Annotated in this window: 12 protein-coding genes; 4 read left to right on the plus strand and 8 right to left on the minus strand. The window is 61.3% G+C overall.

Annotated elements, in window-relative coordinates; genetic code table 11:
- Nucleotides 1-14: 14 nt before the first annotated feature.
- Both kynU and kynA read left to right on the plus strand, forming a co-directional pair.
- Complete coding sequence (gene kynU, locus PQR32_RS15305; protein ID WP_408228037.1) at nucleotides 15-1,265, plus strand: kynureninase; 1,251 nt, start codon at nucleotides 15-17, stop codon at nucleotides 1,263-1,265.
- A 10-nt stretch (nucleotides 1,266-1,275) separates the two neighbouring features.
- Nucleotides 1,276-2,208, plus strand: a complete 933-nt coding sequence (gene kynA / locus PQR32_RS15310) for a tryptophan 2,3-dioxygenase (protein WP_408228040.1) — start codon at nucleotides 1,276-1,278, stop codon at nucleotides 2,206-2,208.
- Between the two features lie 502 nt (nucleotides 2,209-2,710).
- On the opposite strand, the gene PQR32_RS15315 is transcribed toward kynA, so the two are convergent.
- The 8 genes from PQR32_RS15315 to PQR32_RS15350 form a co-directional block, all read right to left on the minus strand.
- Nucleotides 2,711-3,163, minus strand: a complete 453-nt coding sequence (locus PQR32_RS15315; protein WP_408228043.1) for a hypothetical protein — start codon at nucleotides 3,161-3,163, stop codon at nucleotides 2,711-2,713.
- A gap of 840 nt (nucleotides 3,164-4,003) precedes the next feature.
- Nucleotides 4,004-4,741 (minus strand): SDR family oxidoreductase, encoded by a 738-nt coding sequence (locus PQR32_RS15320; protein ID WP_408228046.1) that lies wholly within the window; start codon nucleotides 4,739-4,741, stop codon nucleotides 4,004-4,006.
- Nucleotides 4,738-6,282 (minus strand): FGGY-family carbohydrate kinase, encoded by a 1,545-nt coding sequence (locus tag PQR32_RS15325; RefSeq protein WP_408228049.1) that lies wholly within the window; start codon nucleotides 6,280-6,282, stop codon nucleotides 4,738-4,740. Before PQR32_RS15325 ends, PQR32_RS15320 begins: the two co-directional genes overlap by 4 nt.
- A gap of 44 nt (nucleotides 6,283-6,326) precedes the next feature.
- A complete protein-coding gene (locus tag PQR32_RS15330) occupies nucleotides 6,327-7,415 on the minus strand; it encodes an alcohol dehydrogenase catalytic domain-containing protein (RefSeq protein WP_168795080.1) in 1,089 nt (362 codons plus the stop codon).
- A 37-nt stretch (nucleotides 7,416-7,452) separates the two neighbouring features.
- Complete coding sequence (locus PQR32_RS15335) at nucleotides 7,453-8,460, minus strand: ABC transporter permease (RefSeq protein ID WP_408228052.1); 1,008 nt, start codon at nucleotides 8,458-8,460, stop codon at nucleotides 7,453-7,455.
- Entirely contained in the window at nucleotides 8,447-9,967 is a 1,521-nt protein-coding gene (locus PQR32_RS15340; protein WP_408228055.1) for a sugar ABC transporter ATP-binding protein, read from the minus strand. The genes PQR32_RS15335 and PQR32_RS15340 overlap by 14 nt, the downstream gene beginning before the upstream one ends.
- A 63-nt stretch (nucleotides 9,968-10,030) precedes the next feature.
- On the minus strand, nucleotides 10,031-10,984 hold the full coding sequence (locus tag PQR32_RS15345) for an ABC transporter substrate-binding protein (RefSeq protein ID WP_408228058.1): 954 nt from the start codon (nucleotides 10,982-10,984) through the stop codon (nucleotides 10,031-10,033).
- Between the two features lie 113 nt (nucleotides 10,985-11,097).
- The gene (locus tag PQR32_RS15350) at nucleotides 11,098-12,075 is read right to left on the minus strand and encodes an AraC family transcriptional regulator (RefSeq protein WP_408228061.1); all 978 of its coding nucleotides are present in this window, start codon (nucleotides 12,073-12,075) and stop codon (nucleotides 11,098-11,100) included.
- Between the two features lie 386 nt (nucleotides 12,076-12,461).
- On the opposite strand from PQR32_RS15350, the gene dalD reads away from it, so the two are divergent.
- Both dalD and xylB read left to right on the plus strand, forming a co-directional pair.
- Nucleotides 12,462-13,874 carry a D-arabinitol 4-dehydrogenase gene (gene dalD / locus PQR32_RS15355; protein ID WP_408228064.1) on the plus strand — a complete coding sequence of 471 codons (1,413 nt, stop codon included), beginning with the start codon at nucleotides 12,462-12,464 and terminating at the stop codon, nucleotides 13,872-13,874.
- 158 nt (nucleotides 13,875-14,032) lie between these two features.
- Nucleotides 14,033-15,514 carry a xylulokinase gene (gene xylB / locus PQR32_RS15360; protein WP_408228067.1) on the plus strand — a complete coding sequence of 494 codons (1,482 nt, stop codon included), beginning with the start codon at nucleotides 14,033-14,035 and terminating at the stop codon, nucleotides 15,512-15,514.
- The last annotated feature ends 9 nt before the right edge of the window (nucleotides 15,515-15,523 follow it).

The raw sequence follows: 15,523 nt of genomic DNA on the forward strand, positions 1-15,523 counted from the left end.
CTGACGGAATCACCATGAACCACCGTGACGAAGCACTGGCGCTCGACAGCGCCGATCCTCTCGCGACGTTGCGCGACCAGTTCGCGCTGTCGTCGACCACCATCTATCTCGACGGCAATTCGCTGGGCGTGCCGCCCGCGGCCGCAGCGCAGCGCGCACAAACCGTGATCGGCGCCGAATGGGGCGAGGGGCTGATCCGTAGCTGGAATACTGCCGGTTGGTTCGAGCTGCCGCGCCGGCTCGGCAACAAGCTCGCGCCGCTGATCGGCGCGGCCGAAAACGAAGTGGTCGTCACCGATACGATTTCGATCAATCTGTTCAAACTGCTGTCGGCTGCCGTGCGGGTTGCGAATGCACGCGATCCGAAGCGTCGCGTGATCGTCTCCGAGCGCTCGAATTTCCCGACGGATCTGTACATCGCGCAAGGGTTGATCGAGCAGCTCGACCGTGGTTATGAACTGCGCCTCGTCGACGATCCGTCCGAATTGCCTGCCGCGATCGACGATGATGTTGCTATTGCGATGATCACGCACGTGAACTACCGCACCGGCTATATGCACGACATGGCCGCGCTCACCAAGCTGATTCACGACAAGGGCGCGCTCGCGTTGTGGGACCTCGCGCATTCGGCGGGCGCGGTGCCGGTCGATCTGAACGGCGTCGACGCGGACTACGCGGTTGGCTGCACGTATAAGTATCTGAATGGCGGTCCGGGTTCGCCTGCGTTCGTGTGGGTGCCAAAGCGCCATCAAAACGAATTTGCGCAGCCGCTGTCCGGGTGGTGGGGACATCGCGCGCCGTTCAAGATGGACCCGGCGTATCAGCCCGATGACGGTATCGGCCGCTTTCTGTGCGGCACGCAGCCGATGGTGTCGATGTCGCTCGTCGAATGCGGCCTCGATGTGTTTTTGCAAACCGATATGCAGGCGGTTCGCAAGAAGTCGCTGGCGCTGACTGATCTGTTCATTGAACTGGTCGAAGCGCGTTGCAGCGAATTTCCGCTGAAGCTCGTTACGCCGCGTGAGCATGCGCAGCGTGGGTCGCACGCGAGTTTCGAACATCCGCATGGGTATGAGGTGATGCAGGCCTTGATCGCGCGTGGGGTGATTGGCGATTATCGCGAGCCGCATGTGTTGCGGTTTGGTTTTACGCCGCTGTACACGCGCTTTGTCGATGTGTGGGATGCCGTGGAAACGTTGCGCGAGGTGCTCGTGAAAGAAACCTGGCGGGCACCTGAATTCGCCGCACGCGGCGCAGTGACCTGAGGAGCGCGCGATGAACGATCACATGCAAACCCCGGGGTTGCCGGAAGAAAAGCCGGCGCAGGGATGTCCGTTTGGGCATGGGAGTGTGGCGGCTCATGCGGCCTCCCCTGCCGCCGATTCAGGCGATGGCTGGCATGATGCGCAGCTCGATTTTTCTGACTCGATGAGTTATGGCGATTATCTGTCGCTGGGGACCGTGTTGGATGCGCAGCATCCTTTGTCGCCAGATCACAACGAGATGCTGTTCATCATTCAGCATCAGACGAGTGAGTTGTGGATGAAGCTCGCGCTTTATGAGTTGCGGGCGGCGCTGCAGGCTGTGCATCGGGATGAGTTGCCGCCGGCGTTCAAAATGCTGGCGCGTGTGTCGCGGATTATGGAGCAGTTGGTGCAGGCCTGGAGTGTTCTCGCGACCATGACGCCGTCTGAGTACACAGCTATGCGGCCTTATCTGGGGAGTTCTTCCGGGTTTCAGTCTTATCAGTATCGGCAGATTGAGTTTTTGCTTGGGAATAAGAATGAACAGATGCTGAAGCCGCATGCGCATCGGGCTGATGTGTTTGCCGAGGTCAAGGCTTCGTTGGACGCGCCTTCGTTTTATGATGAAGTTGTGCGGTTGCTCGCGCGGCGGGGGTTTGCGATTTCATCTTCCAGGTTGGAGCGGGATTGGAGTCAGCCTACTACTCATGATGCTTCTGTTGAAGCGGCCTGGTTGGAGGTTTATCGGAATCCTTCGCAGCATTGGGAGTTGTATGAGATGGCTGAGGAACTTGTTGATCTCGAGGATGCTTTTCGGCAGTGGCGGTTTAGGCATGTCACTACTGTTGAGAGGATTATTGGGTTTAAGCAGGGGACTGGTGGGACCAGTGGGGCGCCTTATCTTCGGAAGATGTTGGATGTGGTTTTGTTTCCGGAGCTTTGGCATGTTAGGACTATGTTGTAATGGCGTTGTTTTTTTCGCAGCGCTTGGTTTTTTTTGTGATCCTAAGGGTTTTGGCCGTTCCTTGAATTCTTAGTGGTCTATTAGCGTTGCCCCTGTGCGGGGCGGCACCTACTTTCTTTGCTTGCCGCAAAGAAAGTAGGCAAAGAAAGCGGCTTCACACCGCCAGCCCGTAAGCGGGTCCCCCGCACAGTCGCGGTAGTGGTGCATCTGGAATCGGTGTTCTCGCACATTCCGCGTGAGTGAGAGCCATCATTCTTCCCGCCTCGCACTGCGTGCTCGCCGGAACGGGCGGCTCAAAACCTTTGGGCTTTTCTGTGTGCGGTGAGGCCGTCGGCTTCGCCTCGGCGAAATGCCGTCAAATCCTTCTGGTTTTATTAGCCGCCTCCGTGCCGTGCCGTGCCGTGCCGTGCCGTGCCGTGCCGTGCCGTGCCGTGCCGTGCCGTGCCGTGCCGTGCCGTGCCGTGCCGTGCCGTGCCGTGCCGTGCCGTGCAATGAGCTTATCTCAATGCGCCGTCGCTGTCGGTCGAACGGTCGTCTCGAAGCGACGCGGTCGGTTCTGCATCGCTCTCGTTGCGCCAATACGTTCGCGGCTTTCTGATGCCGCCCTCTTGGCCTTCATCAATAGGTCCGCTGCATGGCGCGCCGTGATGCGGCTTTGAGCGATCCCCTTCGCGTCCAGCGCGATGACCTGGTACAGTTCACGGTCAATCTCAACCTCGCGCTGATAATCCTCCCTGGTGTCCAGCAGCAGTTTCAGCAATTTTCGCTGTTGTTGTCGCTCCCCTCTTGTCACAGCCGGACTCCTAACTATCGAGCCCAAAAGCGTCACCAGCTTGTCCAGTTGGCTTAGTCGCCGCTCGATCAGTCCGAATGCGGACAACGCGAGTTTCTCGTATTGAAGCGCGTCAACGGGTGGGCGCGACGTCGTTCGTGAATGCTTGGCGGATTTACTCATGGCGCGATCTCCCTGAACCTTGACTGGATCGCCCGACACGCGCTTGCAAGGTGGTGAGCGGGCACATTGACGGGAATAGCAGACCGGTGCATTTCACCACTAACCGGCGAGCCGCGAGGCTCCCCCGCCAAGGCCCGCCCATGGAAATCAGACGTGCTGAGGCAGCCGCATACCGGCGTGCGCAAGCGTGCGGGGCAAAATGCTAACAGGCTGCTATACCCGTTTGTCGTGAGGTACACGACAGAATGAGTTTAACCACATCACTCCGCGGGTGATCACCCAAACAAGCTAAAGCGCGCGCACGATATCCATTTCTGAAATTTCTCAAACATCCGCGCGAATAAAAGACTACAGCGCCAAAGAAGCATCAGCGCAAAAACGCATTGATTGTTGAATAGCGCGACTGGCCATTTGGCGCGTATGACGGTCATGCTCGCGCGCGAGATCAGCCCAGCGCCCAAGACACCTTTAAACGAGCGCCGTTGTGTGGCATTGCCGAGGCGAAGCCGATGGCCCCGCCACGCACAAACGCACCCACTGGTTTCAGGCGGACCGTTCCGGCGAGCACGCAGTGCGAGGCGGGAAGAATGATGGCCTTGTCACTCACGCGGAATGTGCGAGAACACAGATTCCAGATGCACCACTACCGCGACTGTGCGGGGGACCCGCTTATGAGCTAGCGGTTTGAGCCGCTTTCTCTTGCCTACTTCTCTTTGCGGCGGCAAAGAGAAGTAGGTGCCGCCCCGCACAGGGGCAACGCTAATAGACCACCAAGAATTCAAGGAACGGCCAAAACCTTAGGATCACAGACAAACCGATCACGGCGAAAGAAAGAGAAGCTTACCTAGCCGTATACCCCCCATCAACAGCCAAACAAACTCCGCTAATCATAGAAGCCGCATTACTCAACAAGAACAAAATAGGCGCAGCAACCTCAGCAGACTCAGCAAACCGCTGCAACGGAATAGCCTTAAGCGCAGGCTCCCGCTTAACCGGATCGCTCCATGCCAGCACCGCCATAGGCGTCAACGTAACCGTAGGATTGACACTATTAACCCGAATCCCAAACGGCCCCAACTCAACACACAAAGCCCGCGTCACAGCATCAAGCGCAGCCTTGGAAGCCGAATAACTCAAATGATCATCCAAGGCCACAAGCGCAGCCTGACTAGAAACATTAACGATACTGCCGGCCCGCTGAGCACCAATCATCCCCCGCGCCACATGCTTGGCAACCAGCACCGCGCCTCGCGCATTCACCGCCATCACACGATCAAAACTCGCACCAGTCGTATCCACGGCCCGCTCAAGCAACGCAATCCCCGCGCAATTCACGAGCCCATCGAACACATCGAGCGACCCCAACGCGTCATCAATAGCAGCCTCATCGCTCACATCGAGCACCAACGGCTCGCAGCCTGTTTCCTCCGCCAACCGCGCAAGCTCATTCACATTCCGCGCCGCAGCGACGACATTCGCTCCAGACGCACACAACGCCTCAACCGTCGCGCGTCCAATTCCACTCGAAGCACCCGTCACAAGAATCGACCGACCAGAAAAATCAAAAGTAGCATTCATGATGTCTGCAACCGATGCATGACCGGCTTCAACGCCGGATACAAATCCGTATAAACGCCGAACCGTTGCTCGTACAACGCCATCCGCACCGCGTCCGGCTGCGCGCGTTCGACCAACGTGACCCACCCGCGCTGCGCCTCTTCACGCGAAACCAGTCCGACACCGACACCCGCCAGCAACGCCGCCCCCATCGCCGCCTCCACGTCCTGCTCGATGGTATAGACCGGATACCCGGTGATATCCGCGATAATCTGCATCCACAAATCCGAATGCGCGGCACCGCCCACCACGATCAACTTGTCATCCAGCGATTGCGCGCCCTTACGTCCCGCTTCAATGTTGTGCTTCAGCGCGAACGACACACCCTCCAGCACCGCGCGATACAAATGCGCACGCGTATGAAACAGGCTCAGCCCGACGAACGCCCCACTCGCCTTGGCGTCCCACACCGGACTGCGCTCGCCCATCAGATACGGCAGGAACATCACGCCATCCGAGCCGGCCGGCACTTTCCCCGCGGAATCTTCCAGCAAGCGATGCGGATCGCCATGCGGCGTCGCGCGAGCTGCCTCGATCTCCGCCTGGCAGAACTGCTCGCGATACCAGGTCACCGACGCGCCCGCCGTAATCGCACCGCCAAACACGTAGATATCGTGCTGACCGTTGAATACATGCGGCATGCTGATCAACCCATGCCGCGCGTCGACGCTCTGGTTGATATAGCCCCAGCACATGCTGGTACCGATCATCGCGACATGCTGGCCCGCGCGCGTGACGCCGGCCGCGAACGTCGCCATCGCGGCATCCACACCGCCCGCGACGATCGCCGTGCCTGCGTCGAGGCCGAGCTGCTCGACCCATTGCGACAGCAAGCCCCCCACCACTTCCGACGATTCCACTAGCCGCTCGGGCATCATCGTCGCGGGAATACCGAGCATGTCGAGCGCTTCATCGGACCAGTCGCGTTTGCCAATGTCGTAAATGCCGCCGATATTGCCCGCCGAACTATGATCGACTGCCACCTCGCCGGTCAGCATGTAGATCACGTACGCATTCGGCGGCAGGAAATAGCGCGTATGCGACCACACGTCCGGCTCGTGATCGCGCAGCCACAGCATCTTCGTGTAGCCGTAATAGCTATCCACGCCGTTGCCGGTGATCGTATAAAGCCGTTCGAGATCGACATTGTTGCGCACCCACTCGACCTGCTCGGTGGCGCGTCGATCCATCCAGATCAAGCATGGATAGAGCGGCCGCATATCGCTATCCACCGGAATGCCGGAACCGCCATACAGACTGCTCACGCACACGGCTTTGATCGACTTCGCCGCGACGCCCGCCCCCTTCGCTTTGGCAACGCACGCGGCGATGCACTCCACCACCGCCTTCAACCAGACCGCGGGCCATTGTTCGGCCCACAGCGGCTTGGGCGTATCCGGCTGATAGCTCGACGCATGCTGCGCGACGATCGCGCCGTGCTGATCGACCAGCAGCGCCTTGGTGCTCTGCGTGCCGATATCGACGCCGATGACGTAATCCATACTGTCTCCGTTTATATGCCGCTCGTGCCCTCTATGTTCGACGTTCAGGCGCGCGGCTTCAGCAACACCTTGATCGAATCGAGCGAGTTGGCGATCTTGATCGCCTCGTCCCATTCTTCCAGCGAAAAGCCGTGCGTGACAATGCCTTTCGATGTGACCAGCCCGCGCGCCAGCAGATCGATCGCGATCGGGTAGCAGTACGGTCCGAGATGCGCGCCGCGCACGTCGAGTTCCTTGCGGTCGCCGATCACCGACCAGTCCAGCGTCGTATCCGCGCCGAACACCGAAAACTCGACAAACCGGCCAAGCTTGCGAATCAGGTCCATGCCCTGATTCACGCCGATCGGCGCGCCAGTGGTTTCAATATACACATCGCAGCCATAACCGTCCGTGAGCGAGTGGATGATCGCCAGCGCGTCGTCCTGTTTCGGGTTGATCGTGACGTCGGCGCCGTATTCGCGGGCGAGTGCTAGCCGCTCTTCGACCAGATCGATCACCACCAGCTTCTTCGGCGTTTTCAGATGCGCGATTTGCGTCATCATCAGACCGAGCGGACCGGCGCCCGCGATCACCACCACGTCGTCGAGTTGCACTTCTCCACGGTTGACGGTGTGAATCGCGCAGGCGAGCGGCTCGATGATCGCGGCGTCTTCCAGCGAAATGCCGTCGGGAATCTTGTGAACAATCGCCGTCGGCGGAATGCGCATGTACTCGGCCATGCCGCCGTCGGCGACCTCGCGCTGGAAGCCGAAGATGTTGTGCACCTCGCACATCCAGTACTGGCCGGATTTGCAATAGCGGCATTTGCCGCAAGGCACGATCTGTTCGGCGATCACGCGGTCGCCCATCTTCACGCCGAAGTGATCGGCCGCGCCCTCGCCGATTTCTTCCACGAAACCGAAGAACTCGTGGCCCGGAATCACCGGCGCTTTCACCCACGGGCTCGGGCCGCCCCAGAACATCTTCGCGCCCGAATGACACTTGCAGTCGCTCGCGCAAATGCCGCACGCGGCGATACGGATCACGAGTTCGTGCGCGCCCGCGCGAGGCTTCGACACCTGCTCGACGCGGTAGTCTTTCGGTGCATGACAGACGATGGCTGTCATGTTCTGCTTGTCGGATTGAGTCGTCATTGCATGGTCCTGCTAAAAAGTGGAAGTCAGTGGAGAGTTACTTTCTGCGGTCGCGGCTGATGTAAATCGCGAGCAAAATGATTCCGCCCTTGATCACGTTCTGCACATACGGATTCACGCCGACCATGTTCAGGCCGTTGTTCAGCACACCGAGCAGCAGCGCGCCGATCAGGGTGCCGATGATCGAGCCACGGCCGCCGGAGATAGACGTGCCGCCCATCACCACGGCGGCGATGGCGTCGAGTTCGAAGCCGACGCCGGCATTCGGCTGGCCGCTCATCAAACGCGCAGTCAGCACGATGGCGGCGAAGGCGGACGTCAAGCCGGCGATCGTGTAGACGATCAGCTTCACGCGTGCCACGCGCACGCCGGATAAACGCGTCGCCTGTTCGTTGCCGCCGATCGCATAGACATAGCGGCCGAACGGCATGCGCTCCAACAGTACCCACGCGATCACGTAGATCACCACCATGATCACGACGGGCGCCTGCACGCCAAGAATCTTGCCGCTGCCGAAGAAGCTCACCCAGTCCGGCAAGCCGTCGATCGGATAGCCGCCCGTGTAGATCAGCGCGAGGCCGCGCGCGATGCCCATCGTTGCGAGCGTGACGATGATCGGCGGCATGCCGGCGAACGCTACGAAAAAACCGTTCGCCGCGCCGAAGCCGAGCCCGACCGCGACGCCAATCGCCAGCGCAGCGACCGCGTTCATGCCGGCCACCATCAAACCAGCGGCGAGCGTGCCCGCCAGCGCCATGACAGAGCCCACGGACAGATCGATACCGCCGGTCAGAATCACGCACGTCATCCCCACGGCGATGATCGCGTTGATCGACACCTGACGCAGCACGTTCTCGATGTTCGCCCCGGAGAGAAAACTGTCGCTCGCGAACACCATCACGATGCAGACCACCAGCAAGCCGATGAACGGATAGAACAGCGTCGAGCGTTTCAAAGCAGCCCAAGTGAAGCGCACCGGCGCGCCCGGCGTATCGCTGCTGACAGTAGATGTCTTGGGTGAAGAAGAAGGATTAGGCGTGTTCATGTGTTGCTCCACGAGAGCCGGCAGTTGCATAGGTCATCACGGCGTTCGAGTCGATCGCGTCGCCTTCGAGCATCGCTTCGATGCGGCCCTGCCGGAACACGGCGACGCGGTCGCACATGCCGACGATCTCCGGCAGTTCGGACGAGATCATGATGATCGAGTAGCCGCGCGCGGTGAGTTCGCGCATCAGCAGATAGATTTCGGCTTTGGCGCCGACGTCGATGCCACGCGTCGGTTCGTCGAAGATCAGGATGTTGGTGTGATGATTCAGCCAGCGCGCGATCACCACTTTCTGCTGATTGCCGCCGGAGAGCGTCGCGACTTCGGTATGCATGGTCGGCGCTTTGACGCCCACGCGCTTCATGATGTCGGCGGTCGCGCGCGCTTCGCTGCGCTGGTCGATGAAGAAACGCAATGAGCGATATTTGCCGAGGTTGTTGATCGAGATGTTCTGCTTGATCGAGAAGTCGGTGATCAGGCCTTCGGTCTTGCGGCTTTCCGGCAGAATGCCGACGCCGGCGCGCAACGCATCGGCGGGATCGGACAGCTTCGCCGCCGCGCCGTTGATGCGAATCTCCTTCACGTAGGCCGGATCCGCGCCGATCACGGCGAGCGCGGTTTCCGTGCGCCCCGAGCCGACCAGTCCCGCGAACCCGAGAATCTCGCCTTCACGCAACGTGAAGCTCAACACCGGGCTGTCCTTGAGCAACTGCAGCTTGTCGACATCGAGCACGATCTTCGCATCGGCACGCAGCGGCGGCTTCGGCGGAAAGCTGTTTTCGATGCGGCGCCCCACCATCATCTCCACGAGACGCCCCACGTCGGATTGCGCGACCTCCGTCATGCCAACGTATTGGCCATCGCGCAGCACGGTAATGCGGTCGCATACTTCGAAAATCTCTTCGAGGTGGTGCGAGATAAAAATCATCGCGACGCCCTGCTGCTTCAACTCGCGCATGATCGCGAACAGATGCTCGGCTTCGGCGGGCGTGAGCGTGGCGGTGGGCTCGTCCAGAATCAGAATGCGCGCCTCCAGCGAGAGTGCCTTGCCGATTTCGACGAACTGCTGCTGCGCCACCGAGAGTTCGCGAATCGGCACCGACAGATCGATCGTCACGCCGAGCCTCTGAAAAATCCCCGCCGCCGCTCGCCGCATCTTGCCGCGTTCGAGCAGGCCCAGCCCGTTCTTCAATTCGCGGCCGAGAAACATGTTCTCCACCGCGTTCAGATACGGTATCAGGCTGAATTCCTGAAACACGATGCCGACGCCCGCGGCCACCGCGTCGTGATAGTTGGTGAAATGTCGCGCCTCGCCTTCAATCGTGATCGTGCCTTCATCCGGCTGATAGATGCCGCACAGGATCTTCATCAGCGTCGATTTGCCCGCGCCGTTTTCGCCGAGCAGCGCATGAATCTCGCCGCGCGCGATTTCCAGGTGAATGCCTTGCAGCGCCTTCACGCCTGGAAAACTTTTAGTAATGTTGTCGAGCTTGAGTATCGTGTCCATCGGGCCCTCCTCTGCTGTCCGTCGCCGCGCTTTTTTTGCTCAGCGCGACAACGGACATTCGGCTTACCAGCTGAAACCCTTGGCATTGCTCTTGTCGATCATCTTCACGTCGACCGGAATCGTCTTCGGCACATTGGCGCCCCACTTCTTCGCGAGCGCGATGCCGAGAGCGATGCGCACCTGGTCAGCCGGGAATTGCGCGGATGTTTCAATGAACTTCGAATTCGGCTTCTGGATAGCAGCAATCGCTTCCGGCGCGCCGTCGACGCTGGTCAGCTTGATGTCCTTGCCCGACGATTCGATCGCCGAGAGCGCGCCCATCGAGCCGCCGTCGTTCACGCTGAACACGCCTTTCAGATTCGGATGCGCCTGAATCATGTTCTCGGTGACGGACAGCGCGGTCGCGCGTTCCTGCTTGCCGTTCTGCGTGTCCACGAGCTTCACGCCCGGCACTTTCGCGAGCGCCGCCTTGCAGCCTCGCACACGTTCAAGAATCGGCACGACCGGAATCCCGTCGAGAATCGCCACTTCGCCGCTGCCGCCGATCGACTTCGCCAGATACTCGCAAGCCATCTCACCCGCGTCGTAGTTCTTCGAGCCGACGAACGAATCGACCGGACCGTTGGCGTTCGCATCGACGGCGACCACCACCACGCCCGCCTTCTTCGCCGAGGTCACCGCCGACTGGATGCCGGTCGAATCGGTCGGATTCACGAGCAGGATGTCGATCTTCTTCTGCAGCATGTCTTCCACGTCGCTGACCTGCTTGCTGACATCGTGGTGCGCGTCGGTGACGACCACCGTCGCGCCGATGGAAGCGGCTGCGTCGTTGAGCGCTTTCTGCATCGTCACGAAGTACGGATTGTTCAGCTCCTGAAACGTCATGCCGATTTTCAGCGGCGCGGCTTGTGCAGCCGGCGCGGTGATGAACGACAGGCCGAAGGCGAGCGTCGCCAGTGCTGCCGTGCTACGCGCGAAAGTTTTCAACGAAGTCGGCTTCGAAAGGGATTGCGTCATGGTTGTCTCCATTATTAAAAGTGAGCACGTCCCTCACGCTGTCGTGGGACAGCGCGATACGTGTTGAAACGCAGGTGAAATAAAACGCTTCGGCGGGAAGCCTGGGCTCGGGACTACGTCGGTGGATAAGCGGCGGCGCTGCGCGGCAGACCCGGCGCGAGCACGATGGCGGGCGCGTCGTCGATGCCTACGCCGCGCGCCGCGGCTTCTTCGGAGGCGTCGCGACTCGCGTCGTTCAGTTGCTGATAGTGGCGGAATTTCGAAGGCGCCATGCCCTTCACCGCGAGAAACTGCCGGTTGAAATTCGACAGGTTGTTAAAGCCTGCCTTGAAACAGATATCGGTCACGCTCAGGTCGTCGTCGGTGAGCAACTGGCACGCGAGGTTGATACGCATGCGGTTCACGTACTGCACGAACGGCAGCCCCGTATGACGGCGGAAATACCGCGAGAACGCGCTGACGCTCTGGCCCGCGAGCTGCGCGAGGTCCGACTCGCGCAATTCGTTCGCAAGGTTTTTGCCGATATACGACAGCACGTGATTGATGCGCGTCGACGCGAAACTGGTCGGGTCGGCCTGATAAGCGGGACTCGCGAGCGTCTCGCGATCCTCGGCGTTCATCAGGATTTCGAGCATCGACATGAACAGAACCAGCCGGCGCAGCCCGCGCGCCGCCAGCAATTCGAGGAACAGCGGCTGGATCGACGCGCTCGTTTGCGCGCCGAACGAGATGCCCCGACGCGAATCGGCGAGCAGCGCTTCAACCTGGCGCCACTCGGGAAAACTGTCGATGCAGCTCGATACGAATTCCTGCCCGAACTGCACGACCAGATTGCGCTGCGCGATGGTCTCGCCTTCCGGCACGTCGCTCACCCAGTTGTGCGGCAGGTTCGGCCCCATCAACACGAGGTTGCCCGGCGTGTAGCTGCTGATGTGATCGCCGACGAACATCTTGCCGGTCGTCGCCACGATCAGATGAATTTCGTATTCCGGATGAAAGTGCCAGCGCACCGTACGGTACGGATAGCCGTGCGACCATACTTTGAACGATTCGTCACGACGTACGGCCACGAGTTCGAGATCGGGTTGCACTGTCTGTCTCCATGAAGCGGCCACTTGGAGCGCCGCTGGTCTTTCGTCTTGTATAGCGAAAAGTAGTCTTCTAACGCGTGATCCACCACTAAAAATGAGACCGCGGACCAATACTTTTTTGCATTCGGGTTAGTCCTGGCGCGCTAAAAGTCAAATTTGATGCAATGCAATACGCGCGGCAACGCGCCGCCATCACACCACGGCGCGCCGCGCGTCACGCCGAAAAGCCGCGCCACGCCGCGCTGCGCCACAAAAAACCGTACGCGGTCGCCTTGACTTTCGTTTCGCCGGGTACGATCATTCGCTCACATGCAGAGCAAATGCTCCATCTCAAGAAGAAACGCACGCTACGAGCCGTGCGAGCAAAGGACATTCAGGAGACGCACATGAACAGCGGGCAAGACAGCGGCGCGGCCGCACACGTGATCCTGCACATCGGCGCGGGATCGTTTCATCGCGCCCATCAGGCGTGGTATCTCCATCGATTGAACGAGGCCAAAGTACCTGGCGAGCCGCATTGGTCGCTCACGGTCGGCAATATCCGCAGCGACATGAATGCGGTGCTCGAAGCGCTCGCCGCGCAAAACGGCGTCTACACGCTCGAGACCGTCACCCCTCAAGGTGAACGCGCGTACGAAACGATTCGCTCGATCGAGCGCGTCGTGCCGTGGACCGAAAGCCTCGACGCGCTGATCGAAGCAGGCGCCGATCCGGCGTGCAAGATCATCGCGTTCACGGTCACCGAAGGCGGCTATTACCTCGACGAGCAGGACGAACTCGACACTGCCAACGCCGATCTCGCCGCCGACCTCAAAGGCGGCCACACCACCATTTACGGCGCACTGGCCGCGATTCTCGACGCGCGCATGAAAGGCGGCGCAGGTCCCGTCACGCTGCAGACTTGCGACAACCTGCGTAGCAACGGTGAGCGCTTCCATGCGGGCATGAGCGAGTTTCTCGAGCGGCGCGGCGCGATCGAACTGGCGCAGTGGTTCGACGACAACACCGCGAGTCCTAGCTCGATGGTCGACCGCATCACGCCGCGTCCCACGCCTGACGTGCGTGAACGCGTCAAGGCTGCCACGGGCGTCGACGACGCCGCTCCGGTAATGGGCGAAGCATTCATCCAGTGGGTGATCGAAGACAACTTCGTCGCGGGACGTCCGGCATGGGAAAAGGTCGGCGCGGAACTGGTCGACTCGGTGATGCCGTACGAAGAAGCGAAGATCCGCATTCTCAACGCGACGCATAGCTGCATCGCGTGGGCGGGCACGCTGGTCGGGCTGAACTACATTCACGAAGGCACGCTCGACGCCGACATCAACAAATTCGCCTACGAATACGTGACCGAAGACGTGATTCCGTGTCTCACGCCGAGTCCGCTCGATCTCGAAAGCTATCGCGACGTGGTGCTCGAGCGCTTCAGCAATCCTTATATCCAGGACACAAACCAGCGCGTCGCGGCGGACGGCTTCTCGAAGCTGCCCGGCTTTATCGCGCCGACGTTGTCGGAGTGTTTCGAGCGCGGCGTCACGCCCGCGGCGACTGCCATGCTGCCCGCGCTGTTCTTCCGTTTTCTCGATCGCTGGAACGCCGGCGAGTTGCCCTACGCGTATCAGGACGGCGTGATGGATGAGCGCGTCGCGCGTGCCTTCTTCGAGGCGCCCGATCCCTTGAAAGCGTTCGCCGCCGACCGGCTGCTGTGGGGCAGCATGGCGCAGACGCCGGAACTGGAATCCGCGCTGGAAGGCGCACTGGCGCGCGTCGATGTATGGCTCGCCAAACGCGGCGCGGTTTGAGCGCCACTCACTTCACGATTCAGAAGCGCCGCGCACCGCGCGGCATCGAAGCGCGCGGGTGCCACGCCAAGCCAGGCTCAGCCAGGCTTAATGCGCATGGCACCGCGCGCCATGTGCGGCTAAAGTAGCGCATCTCCAACGACGAAGGTTCCGCGCCCATGTATCTCGGCATCGACCTCGGCACGTCCGAAGTAAAAGTTCTGCTACTCGCCTCCGACGGACGCGTGATCGGCACCGCAGGCTCACCGTTCACCGTTTCGCGCCCGCATCAGCGCTGGGCCGAGCAGAATCCCGAAGATTGGTGGTCCGGCACGCGCACTGCGCTCGCCGCATTGCGCGCCAAACATCCCGACGAGTTCGCGCAAATTCGCGGCATCGGCCTGTCGGGTCAGATGCACGGCGCCGTGCTGCTGGATGCGCAAGACCGCGTGCTGCGGCCCGCAATTCTGTGGAACGACATGCGCAGCGACAAGGAATGCGCGGAACTGACCGAGCGCGCGCCGGAGCTGCACAGCGTGGCCGGCAATCTCGCCATGCCAGGCTTCACCGCCCCGAAGCTGCTGTGGGTCGCGCGCCACGAACCCGAGATTTTTGCGCAGACCGCCTGCGTGCTGTTGCCGAAGGACTACTTGCGCCTGCAACTGACCGGCGGCAAGGTGTCCGATCCGTCGGATGCGGCCGGTACGCTGTGGCTCGATGTCGCCAAACGCGACTGGTCCGATTCGCTGCTCGCGGCCTGCAACATGTCGCGCGCGCAAATGCCGATCCTGTGCGAAGGCAGCGAGCCGTCCGGCACGCTGCTGCCCGAAGTAGCGCGCGAATTCGGTTTGAGCGACGGCGTGATCGTCGCGGCCGGCGGCGGTGATAACGCCACCAGCGCGATCGGCATCGGCGCGACGCAACCCGGCGACGGCTTCGTCTCGCTCGGCACGTCGGGCGTGCTTTGTGTGGTCGGCGACAGCTTCCGGCCGAATCCGGCTTCGGCCGTGCACGCGTTCTGTCACGCGATTCCGGATCGCTGGCATCAGATGAGCGTGGTGCTCTCCGCCGCAAGTTGTCTGCGCTGGGTCTGCAAGCTCACCTCCACCGACGAGCCGACCCTGCTCGCCGAAATCGAAGCGCTGCCCGCGGACTCGTTGAACACCGCGCCGCTTTTCCTGCCCTATCTGTCCGGCGAACGTACGCCGCACAACGATCCGTACGCGCAAGGCGTGTTCTTCGGCATGACTCACGCGACCGATCGCGCGTTGCTCGGCTACGCGGTGCTCGAAGGCGTCACGCTTGCGCTCACCGACGGCCTCGACGCGCTGCGCGCGGCCGGCACCGAAGCGAAGGCGCTGTCCCTGCTCGGCGGCGGCGCCCGCAGCGACTACTGGGCTCAATTGCTCGCCGACGCGCTCGACACCGCCACCCGCAAGCACGGCGGCGGCGAGACGGGCGCGGCGCTCGGCGCGGCGCGCCTCGGCTGGCTGGCCGCTGGCGGCGATCCGGCCACGGTGCTGACCAAGCCGCCGATCGCCAAGGAATTCACGCCGAACCCGCGCCGCCATGCCGAACTGCGCGCGCGGCTCGAAGCCTATCGCGCGCTTTACCGCCACGTGCGGCCGCTGTTCGACCCCGCGCGGCAACCGCTTGCCTGACCGGCAATC

Origin of the sequence: Paraburkholderia dipogonis, from assembly GCF_046027395.1 — a bacterium.
GTDB lineage: Bacteria > Pseudomonadota > Gammaproteobacteria > Burkholderiales > Burkholderiaceae > Paraburkholderia > Paraburkholderia dipogonis_A.